This is a genomic window from Parabacteroides sp. AF39-10AC (assembly GCF_003635405.1).
Lineage (GTDB): Bacteria > Bacteroidota > Bacteroidia > Bacteroidales > Tannerellaceae > Parabacteroides > Parabacteroides distasonis.
Genome location: NZ_QTLP01000030.1, coordinates 38,130 through 45,653, shown reverse-complemented (window position 1 = coordinate 45,653; position 7,524 = coordinate 38,130). Strand labels below are relative to the sequence as shown.

Annotated in this window: 10 protein-coding genes and 1 pseudogene; 5 read left to right on the top strand and 6 right to left on the bottom strand. The window is 38.4% G+C overall.

Annotation, left to right across the window (positions count from 1 at the left end; all coding sequences use genetic code 11):
* The 3 genes and pseudogenes from DW033_RS25075 to DW033_RS20840 form a co-directional block, all read left to right on the top strand.
* Positions 1–69: pseudogene (locus DW033_RS25075) on the top strand (plasmid mobilization relaxosome protein MobC); the annotation flags it as partial.
* Positions 38–958, top strand: coding sequence for a relaxase/mobilization nuclease domain-containing protein (locus tag DW033_RS20845; protein WP_233554281.1), 921 nt, complete (start codon positions 38–40; stop codon positions 956–958). The pseudogene DW033_RS25075 and the gene DW033_RS20845, both read left to right, overlap by 32 nt.
* A gap of 4 nt (positions 959–962) precedes the next feature.
* Positions 963–1,688, top strand: a complete 726-nt coding sequence (locus DW033_RS20840; protein WP_045899369.1) for a hypothetical protein — start codon at positions 963–965, stop codon at positions 1,686–1,688.
* A gap of 41 nt (positions 1,689–1,729) precedes the next feature.
* On the opposite strand, the gene DW033_RS20835 is transcribed toward DW033_RS20840, so the two are convergent.
* From DW033_RS20835 to DW033_RS20810, 6 genes are all read right to left on the bottom strand, one after another.
* Positions 1,730–2,062, bottom strand: coding sequence for a helix-turn-helix domain-containing protein (locus DW033_RS20835; RefSeq protein WP_045899506.1), 333 nt, complete (start codon positions 2,060–2,062; stop codon positions 1,730–1,732).
* A gap of 130 nt (positions 2,063–2,192) precedes the next feature.
* Complete coding sequence (locus DW033_RS20830) at positions 2,193–2,612, bottom strand: RteC domain-containing protein (RefSeq protein ID WP_025866771.1); 420 nt, start codon at positions 2,610–2,612, stop codon at positions 2,193–2,195.
* Positions 2,566–2,805, bottom strand: a complete 240-nt coding sequence (locus DW033_RS20825) for a hypothetical protein (protein ID WP_025866770.1) — start codon at positions 2,803–2,805, stop codon at positions 2,566–2,568. The genes DW033_RS20830 and DW033_RS20825 overlap by 47 nt, the downstream gene beginning before the upstream one ends.
* A 31-nt stretch (positions 2,806–2,836) precedes the next feature.
* Positions 2,837–3,769 (bottom strand): YafY family protein, encoded by a 933-nt coding sequence (locus DW033_RS20820; RefSeq protein ID WP_045899370.1) that lies wholly within the window; start codon positions 3,767–3,769, stop codon positions 2,837–2,839.
* Positions 3,766–4,392 carry a Type 1 glutamine amidotransferase-like domain-containing protein gene (locus DW033_RS20815; RefSeq protein WP_004315354.1) on the bottom strand — a complete coding sequence of 209 codons (627 nt, stop codon included), beginning with the start codon at positions 4,390–4,392 and terminating at the stop codon, positions 3,766–3,768. Before DW033_RS20815 ends, DW033_RS20820 begins: the two co-directional genes overlap by 4 nt.
* A gap of 633 nt (positions 4,393–5,025) precedes the next feature.
* Entirely contained in the window at positions 5,026–5,898 is an 873-nt protein-coding gene (locus DW033_RS20810; RefSeq protein WP_036614751.1) for a DMT family transporter, read from the bottom strand.
* 163 nt (positions 5,899–6,061) lie between these two features.
* Between DW033_RS20810 and DW033_RS20805 the strand changes: the two genes are divergently transcribed.
* Positions 6,062–6,535: an Lrp/AsnC family transcriptional regulator gene (locus DW033_RS20805; RefSeq protein WP_009276097.1), complete on the top strand. Its 474-nt coding sequence runs from the start codon at positions 6,062–6,064 to the stop codon at positions 6,533–6,535.
* Between the two features lie 100 nt (positions 6,536–6,635).
* Complete coding sequence (locus tag DW033_RS20800) at positions 6,636–7,442, top strand: helix-turn-helix domain-containing protein (RefSeq protein WP_005858426.1); 807 nt, start codon at positions 6,636–6,638, stop codon at positions 7,440–7,442.
* The last annotated feature ends 82 nt before the right edge of the window (positions 7,443–7,524 follow it).

The following is a 7,524-nucleotide window of genomic DNA, read 5'->3' as shown; positions in this document are numbered from 1 at the left end:
AACAGGATTGTTGAAATCATAAACCAACTGTCGGATGATTGGAAAAATAAAAAAGGGAAGCGGATTTAAAGGCTGCGTGAACTATGTACTCGGTAAGGAACAGGCGGCTTTGCTTCATGCGGAGGGAGTGTTAGCGGAAAGCAACTGGGACATCATACGCAGTTTCATACTGCAAGCCGGGATGAACCCCGACCTGAAAAAGCCTGTCGGACATATTGCGCTAAGCTATTCCCCAGTGGACGCACCCAAGCTGACAGACGGGAAAATGGTACAGCTTGCGCAGGAGTACATGCGTGAAATGAAAATCACCGATACGCAGTACATCATCGTGCGACACCAAGACCGGGAACATCCGCACGTGCATATCGTGTTCAACCGTATAGACAACAACGGCAAGACCATTTCGGACAGGAACGACATGTACCGCAACGAACAGGTATGCAAGAAGCTGAAAGCCAAACACGGGCTTTATTTCGCTAAAGGCAAGGAGCATGTAAAACAGCACCGTTTGAGAGAGCCGGACAAATCCAAATACGAGATTTACAATGCCGTAAAGGATGAAATCGGGAAATCAAGGAACTGGCAGCAGTTACAAACCCGGCTGGCAGAAAACGGTATCGGGATTCATTTCAAGTACAGGGGACAGACTGGTGAAGTGCAGGGCATATCTTTTTCCAAAGGTGAATACACGTTCAAAGGTTCGGAGATAGACCGCAGTTTCAGTTTCTCCAAACTGGATAAATGTTTCGGGGATGCGGGGCTGAACACTACCGAAAGCAACCGACAGACGGTTTCCGCACCTATTCAGGAGCTATCGCAGACACTGGGCAAAGCCGACAGTCCGTTACTGACAGGCTTGGGCGGTCTGTTCTCCGCCCCGTCCTCTCCGGCTGATGAAACACCCGACAATCCCGGTGAAAGAAAAAAGAAGAAAAAGAAACGACACTTAAAATTATAGGAACATGGAAAATAACTTAATTTTGGAGGGGCTTCTCTCTATGGTTACGGAACTGAAAGAACGGCAGGAGAAGCAGGTAACGCCAGCCAGCCGGGAGGAAATGATTAACCGACTGGACGTTATCGAACAGCGCATTTCGGAAATGCAGGGCAAATCCGGCATTCCTGAAAACATGGTGCGGGAGATTCTAAACCAAATCGGCAGTATCAGAAATGGGCAGTCCGAGAACCAAAAACAAGACCTTGAAGATATAAAGGGGCTTATCATGACCTCGCACCGATATTTCAAGGAGCGGTTAAAGGTGTTGTTCCCGGCTGATGATACACCAGCCGGAGAAATAACGCCCGTTTCATGGTACGACAAACTGATATATCGGGTAACTCCCTACCTGAAACCCAAGTTCTTTCTTCTTTCAGCAGGTTTTATTATCTGTATCATTTCGCTAATCTTGAATATTCGTTTTACGGAACGGATGCAACGGTTACAGGACAACGATATAAAATACCGCTATATCCTGATGAAAGGAAAGGCAGACGGCAGCAGCCTTGATTTGCTGGAAACGAAGTTCAGCAGGGAACGGGATAACGCTTTCATCCGAAGCCTGACCGATTCGGTGAAAGACTTTGAATACCGCAGCAGGAAGCAGGCGGAAGCGTTGGAACGGGCAAGGCTGTTAAACGAGCAAGCCGAGCAGCTAAAGGAGGAAGCCGACAAGCTGGGCAAGCCATAAGCCAAAACAAAGCCGGAGCAGAACCGCCCCGGCTTTTTAATTCACTTCTTTTTCTTCGTGCAGTGTCCTTTCTCGAACTGGCGCAGCGTGGTGACGCTGAACCGTTCCTTGATGAACTCCCGGACATCGGAAGCCTTGTAGTACACTTTTCCGCTGATTGTGAAGTACGGCAGCGCACCGATAGCCCGGTAGCGTTGCAGGGTCTTGATGCTTACTTTGAACAGCAGGCACAAGTCCTGATTATCCAGCAGGTTGTCATCTTCGGGCAACACCCTGTCGGCATTGCGCAGTACCCGTACATCCTTGCAGAGTTCTTCCAGTTTGGCGTACAGCTTCTGCATCCATACGCTGAAATCGTCATTATCTATATACATGATTGCTTCATTTTTCTGATTATACATTATGGTCTGTCAATCGATTGATGAAGCAAAGTTCAGAAAACAGGTGCAAAGAAATTATAGGGGGACTAATGGAATCCCCTATAAATAAGTCATAAACAGCTGGTTATCTGTACCCTTTCTTTTCATGTTCCTTGCGAATAAGCTCTGCCAGTCCATTAAGAAACTCTGTCAGCTTGCCCGGCTTTCGTTTTATCACGTCCTCATGCTTTTGGTAACAGTCACCTATCTTGATATTGAAAAGCCATTCAAAGGCTTTCGTCAAGTCCACTAAATAAACAGGCTTGCCATTTTGATACACAATCTTTTGGGAAAGGAACAACCCGCTAACTATTTCCATGATATTGATAAGAGTGGTTCTGTCAGCGAGATATAGAGGGGAAAGGGCTTGTTTGTTGGTGCGTTGCTGCAACTGTTCCGGGTACTTGATACGCCATTCGATTAGGCGTATTTCGGTATTCAATAGCCCTATCGCTTCATCAATTAGATACAAATAGGATATTTTTTTCCTGCTCAAACCATACACGGTATGATTTAAGACGATACAAACCAAAAGAGAAATAGCGGAGTAAAATGCTATAATCTTGTTCTGTAATACTGAAATCGGCTACATGGGTCGCCAATTCTTCGATAGCTTCTGCAAATTCAGATGCAGACACTTTACGTTGTGAGCATTCCGACAATAAGCGGAAAAATCTTTGGTCGAATATTTTTTTCATTTAGTCGATTAAAAATACTATTTGACAGCAATCAAATAGAAATGTTATTGATAATATTTTTAACTTCATATTTTAAAGAATCTGGTCTTATTATAGTTGCACTATCTGCAAAAGACAGATACCAATGTGCAAACTTACTGATTGAAAATGTTAGAAAATGAAGCTCAAACATATCCCCTATCTCTTTCTCAGATGTTAATCCGTAATAATATTTATCATCATTCATTATGGAGGTTTTATTCTTTTTTATTCTTATAACGATTTCATGTAATTTTTCTTTATCATAAAACTCGCGTATGAATTTTTCCAAAGAAGGATGTTCCCGTGATTGTAATTCATTAAGAATGTGCATTTTTTGAATTCTATCTATCCGAAATGTAAGATAGATTTCTTTGGGAAGATAAAAGCCTATTAGATACCAGTTAGTTCTCGAAAAGAAAATTCCAACAGCTTCAATCTTTCGTTCTGAAACACTTAACGCATTACTTCCCAAATAAGATATTTCAATAATTCTTTTTTGGTATATACTTTGTAAAATAAGTAAAAGAATATCAGGTTTATAGGTAGATGATTTATAAGTATCCAATACAGACATGCACTTTTCCATTGTTTCTAACATATTTTTGTCTGCAAAACGCATGACAGACCTAATCTTTTCTATTCCAGACTTATAATGTTCGTTGCTATTTGAATCAGTTAGTTCATGTACTAATTTCTCTGCAATCAAAAAGGACAAAGCCTCTTTTTGAGTAAACATTAGAGGAGATAATTTGAATCCTTCTGCAAGTGAATAACCAATACCGGGATTTCCTATGATAGGAATGCCTGCCTCTTCCAATGTTCTTATATCTCGATATACAGTGCGAATGCTTATATTAAAACGTTCTGAAATTTGCTGTGCTTTCACTAACGAGTGCGATTGTAACTGAATCAATATAGCAGAAATACGGTCTATTCTATTCATTTTGCATCTTTAATTTGAATATTTGAATCTTCAATAATAACAGCTTGTTTATTACTTATAGGAATAAGCTGCAACTTCTCATTATATAGTTGAACTATCTTTTCACCTTTTTTCTTGAATGGAAAATTTCCATAATGGGGAATCGTATAAAAATCGACCAAATCTAAAGAAGTACAGTCTTTCAATTCAGGAGCCTTTTCTATTGGATCAAAATTCACACTTCTCATATATTCTGCATCGGGAGAGGCTATTATTGCTCCGGCAGATTCCCCAATATACAGTTTACCCAATTTCACTTGTTTAGATATAATTTTATCAACACCTTTTCTTTTTAACTCTTGCAAAAGGAAAAATGTATTTCCACCTGTTATGTAGATATAATCGCATTTATGTAATATAGAAGATATTTCCTCTTTGGGCAGTTGGGTAATCTCGACTTCTTCAACAATCATTCCTGCTTCTTCTAAAGCCTTTTTCCCCTTTTTTACATAGAATCGTATTGGTTCTGTAAGGCTTGCAGTTGGTATAAAAGCTATAATTTTCCCTTGCAAATCTTCTTTGGCACAATCGACAAATAGATTAGCAACATCAGCAAATGATGAGCATAAAAATAATCTTTTCATATTCTATAATATTAAGTTGAATACTTTTTGATACAAAGATAGCGTCTTCTATGACAGCCCTATGTCAGTAAGTCTAATATTGAAGAGTTTTTTTCATCAAAACAATCCATTATTGAAATTTACCCTATTCGTAATGTGGCTGCACGTTTCGAAACCAGTGGGGTTTATGTAGTTATACATATTACTCGATAAAAATACTCCTTTACGATTCAATCTATTGGGAAAATTGATACCTGACATTTCGACTAAAGTTCTTTCTATATACTTCATGGATATTGAAAACCTTCCGTCACATAGCCTGCAATTCTTCTTAATGATACAGAGAAAAATCCTCAAAACAACTCCTAAAAGAATACTGAACAAAATTCAAACAGACTTTTAGCAGTAAATACAAAAAAAGTTCTTGGAAATATTGATAATTCCAAATAAATATCTACCTTTGCACGCAGAAATCGAACCTGAGACACAAACTTGTGTTGAACGGTGCAAAGTTGTGAAAACCTTATTCAAGGGACTAACATCGTAATAAAGATATAACTTATTGAGAAATAGTGCTATACAAACCGATTTTCGGTTACTGGTGGCACCACTGAAAATCAAAGGGTTACTCATATGAGTAACCCTTCTTTATTTTTACCTCTCTGCGATATAAACTCCACTAATAATGGCTAAAGCGCCAATACCAGAAGCTATCGTAATAGTTTCTGATAGAAAAATCGCAGAAGTTATCAAGGTGACCAGAGGGACAATGTAAATATAATTGGCTGTTTTTGATGCTCCGAGGGCTCTGACTGCCGTATTCCACATGATATAACAAAGCATTGAGGCGATGACACCCAGAAATAATATATTTAAATATACGACTGGCAGTTTCAATAACTCTAGTTTGATATTTAAAGGGTAGATCACAAAATAGAAGAAAAGAGAAAGTATCCCATAAAAAAATACTTTTCGTGTAATAAACAAGGTGGGATAAGAACGACTCAAACGCTTTAGGATAAGGCAGTAAAAAGCCCACATCGTAGCGGCAACTAAAGTGAGAAAATCACCAAGTGGATTTACTTTTAAAAGAACACTGCCGTTGAAAACAACTAATCCGACTCCAAATAAGGCAACTAAAGATCCATATAACAGTCCTTTCCTAAGAGATTCTTTATAAAATAGGTGAGACAATACCGTTGTAATGATCGGTGCTGTACAAATCAATAATGAAACGTTGGAAGCCAATGTGATGCCCAGTGCCGTATTCTCCGCTATGAAGTATAGGGAACCACCACATAATCCAGACAAGAACAATAAGAATTCATCTTTTACGCAATTAGCCCACAACCGTCGATGCGCTATAGTCAAAATACAAAAATACGCAAGCACGAAACGGTATAACAATATCTCAACCGGTGATAATCCTGTATTAATCAGTATTTTTGTGGAGACAAACGTTGTTCCCCATATAATGACTGTCAATATGGCGATACTATGATACAGAAGATCTTTACTTTTAAACATAATTGTGTTAGAATTAGATTTTTATTTGCTGCAAAGTTATTTAAAGAAGATTGTTTTCCTATACGTCAAGCTTAAATACGATAATTTTCCTATTTTTGTCCTGTTTTGCATTCTATAATTCTAATTCGGGGATATTAAATCAAATAAAACAGGAAAAAAAACTATGGCACTACTTGATGAGACAGATATTGAAATTCTTCATTCTTTGCAAAAGGACGCGAAGATCAATACAAAAGAGCTTTCTGAGAAACTTCATATCTCCAAGACTCCTATTTACGAACGAATCAAACGTTTAGAAAACGAAGGATATATAAAAGGATATGTGGCATTGGTCGACAATAAAAAAATAGGATTACCCTTGATCATTTTCTGTAATGTATCTTTAGCTGTACACGATGATGAGCATATCGAACGCTTCAAAGAAGAAATACGGAATATCGATGAAATAATGGAATGTTACTCGACGGGAGGTATTTATGATTTCTTTGTCAAAGTGGTTCTTAAGGATTTAGATGCCTATAATCAATTTGTGTTCGAGAAATTAACCAAGGTTCATGGCATCGTGAAGATGCAAAGCTCTTTTGTGCTTAATGAAATCAAGCATACTACAGTTTTGAATATACCCAAAAATAGTTGATTGAAGCTTAATGTCGCAGTATTATATAAAATGTCTCTTTTTTACTATAGAATTGATTAGGGGTTATTTACCTTTGCCCCGATAAATTAAATTCTATAAGATGCAGTCATTTAAAATAATAAAGCCTATTCATATATTAACTCCTTATGTGAGATATTATTGGATACTGGAAGATGGCGCGGATGTTTCTGTATCTGAACGGACTTTACCAACGGGCTGCATACAATTAGTATTTCATAGGGGTAAAAGGCTTTTATTAGTAGGAAAAAAAGAATCGCAGCCTCAAGCGTTCATCTGTGGGCAATGCCTCAACTTTTCAGATGTGATGTCAGCCGGAAAGATTGAAATGATCACGGTTGTTTTTCAGCCGTACGCGGCAAGAGCCATCCTTCAACTTCCCCTTAAGTTCTTTTATGGAGAACTTATAGCGGTGGATGCTATAGCAGATTTGGAATTATCAATATTATCCAGAAAAGTGATAGAGGCTGATGACCATGAAACTTGCATCCGCTTGATCGAGCAGTTTTTGATTCACCGTCTTTATAGGTTTGAAGGCTATGAATATAACTTAAAGCGAATATCCGCAGTCCTCCATCAAATAAATGAACAAGCGAAAACTAATATTTCTGAGTTATCTGAAACCGCATGCCTAAGCTCTAAACAGTTCAACCGCATTTTCTTAGATTATGTAGGAGCTACGCCCAAAGAGTTTCTTCGTATCGTTAGGATGCAACGAGCTTTATTTAAGGTACAACAGAATCCATCCATTTCATTCGCTCAATTAGCTTATGAATGTGGGTTTTCAGATCAGTCACATATGATAAAAGAGTTTAAACTGTTTTCCGGCTATACACCCACGGAGTATCTTTCCTTATGCGCTCCTTATTCTGATTATTTCTCGGAGTGATCAAGATGTCCTTTTTCTTCTATCCTATAGATACGATACGCTCTACTTTTGTGATGTCTTCGCGAGGACATTAACAGTAACT

Bases quoted from the DNA above. Each gene is read 5' to 3' on its own strand.
- DW033_RS20820 (WP_045899370.1), bottom strand. From the start codon at position 3,769: ATGAATAGAATAGACCGTATTTCTGCTATATTGATTCAGTTACAATCG.
- DW033_RS20805 (WP_009276097.1), top strand. From the start codon at position 6,062: ATGGCACTACTTGATGAGACAGATATTGAAATTCTTCATTCTTTGCAA.
- DW033_RS20840 (WP_045899369.1), top strand. From the start codon at position 963: ATGGAAAATAACTTAATTTTGGAGGGGCTTCTCTCTATGGTTACGGAA.
- DW033_RS20800 (WP_005858426.1), top strand. From the start codon at position 6,636: ATGCAGTCATTTAAAATAATAAAGCCTATTCATATATTAACTCCTTAT.
- DW033_RS20825 (WP_025866770.1), bottom strand. From the start codon at position 2,805: ATGAAAAAAATATTCGACCAAAGATTTTTCCGCTTATTGTCGGAATGC.
- DW033_RS20815 (WP_004315354.1), bottom strand. From the start codon at position 4,392: ATGAAAAGATTATTTTTATGCTCATCATTTGCTGATGTTGCTAATCTA.
- DW033_RS20835 (WP_045899506.1), bottom strand. From the start codon at position 2,062: ATGTATATAGATAATGACGATTTCAGCGTATGGATGCAGAAGCTGTAC.
- DW033_RS20810 (WP_036614751.1), bottom strand. From the start codon at position 5,898: ATGTTTAAAAGTAAAGATCTTCTGTATCATAGTATCGCCATATTGACA.